The organism is Actinosynnema sp. NPDC002837, from assembly GCF_040295345.1.
GTDB lineage: Bacteria > Actinomycetota > Actinomycetes > Mycobacteriales > Pseudonocardiaceae > Actinosynnema.
Genome location: NZ_JBEOVG010000205.1, coordinates 1 through 1,763 on the forward strand (window position 1 = coordinate 1; position 1,763 = coordinate 1,763).

General features: G+C 37.4%; 1 protein-coding gene. It reads left to right on the forward strand.

The window, feature by feature from the left end; genetic code table 11:
- The coding region (locus ABTZ99_RS44880) for a heavy metal translocating P-type ATPase (protein ID WP_499619279.1) at positions 1-1,763 on the forward strand (1,763 nt) is incomplete at both ends.

Genomic DNA, 1,763 nt, shown 5'->3' on the forward strand with positions numbered 1-1,763 from the left:
CCTTCGAAAATCTTATCATTCGTGATGATCAAGAAAATGATGAACAAGTTAGATCAAAAGAGTCTTTTATTAAACGGAATATCGCTTTAATCATCTCTCTTGGTTTTATACTTGTTGCTGTGATTTCCCAACTATCATTGGGCGAAGATCATTTATTAACGAAAGCTCTTTATATATTGGCAATAATAATTGGTGGATTTGATTTATTTAAAGAAGGGTTCTCTGATTTGATCAAATTGGACTTCTCCATGGAATCTTTAATGACTATTGCAATTATTGGGGCCGCATTTATTGGAGAATGGGCCGAAGGTTCTATTGTAGTAATACTATTTGCTATTAGCGAAGCTTTGGAACGATTTTCAATGGATAAAGCAAGACAGTCGATTCGTTCTCTTATGGATATAGCTCCCAAAGAAGCTCTTATCAGGAGAAACAATGTAGAGCAATTAGTCAGTGTCGATAAAATCGATATCGACGATATTATGATCATTAAACCCGGACAAAAAATAGCCATGGATGGGCTTGTTATCAACGGTCATTCTTCAGTAAATCAAGCAGCAATAACAGGAGAATCGGTTCCTGTTGAAAAACAGTTAGATGATGAAGTGTTTGCAGGAACACTAAATGAAGAAGGTGTTCTTGAAGTCAAAGTAACAAAAAAAGTAACGGATACAACGATTGCCAAAATCATTCACTTAGTTGAAGAAGCGCAAGGAGAACGAGCTCCTGCACAAGCCTTTGTAGATAAATTTGCAAAATACTATACGCCATTCATAATTATTATGGCCCTTTTGATAGTGGTTGTTCCTCCGCTATTCTTTGGTGGTGACTGGAATAAATGGCTTTACCAAGGGTTATCCATTTTAGTTGTCGGATGTCCTTGTTCATTAGTGATCTCAACACCTGTTTCAATTGTTTCGGCTATTGGTAATGCAGCAAAAAATGGTGTTTTAGTAAAAGGCGGAGTCTATCTGGAAGAAATTGGTCATTTGAGAGCAATTGCTTTCGATAAGACTGGAACCTTAACAAAAGGAAAGCCTGTCGTAACGGATTTCATTGCAACCAGTTCTGAAACTGATATAAATTATCTATCGATTATTTCATCGTTGGAATCTCTTTCTCAACACCCATTAGCTTCTGCTATTTTAAACGAAGCGGATAAAACTAATGTGGATTACAAGTCAATACAAATCGAGGATTTCCAATCTATCACAGGTAAAGGACTTACAGGTATACATCAAAACATACGTTACTATATTGGAAGCCCTAAACTGTTTTCTGCATCAGTAATCGAAGAAACAGCGGTCAAAGTACAATACAGACAATTTCAAGAACAAGGGAAAACCGCCATGTATTTCGGTACTGACGAACAAATTTTAGGAGTAATTGCTGTCGCGGATGAAGTAAGAGATTCAAGTGCTGCCGTTATTTCTGAACTCCACAAGTTGTCAATTGAACACACTATTATGCTTACTGGTGATAATACTAAAACCGCTGAATCTATTGGTAAGCAATTAGGTGTGACTGAAATAAAAGGAGATCTAATGCCTCAAGAAAAATTAGATTCGATTAAAGCGTTGCGGACAACTTATAATAAAGTAGCAATGGTTGGCGACGGCATTAATGATGCACCAGCATTAGCTGCATCGACGGTTGGTATTGCAATGGGCGGTGCAGGGACAGATACGGCTCTCGAAACTGCTGATGTTGCTCTAATGGGCGACGATTTACAAAAATTACCATTCATTGTTAGACTTAGCCGT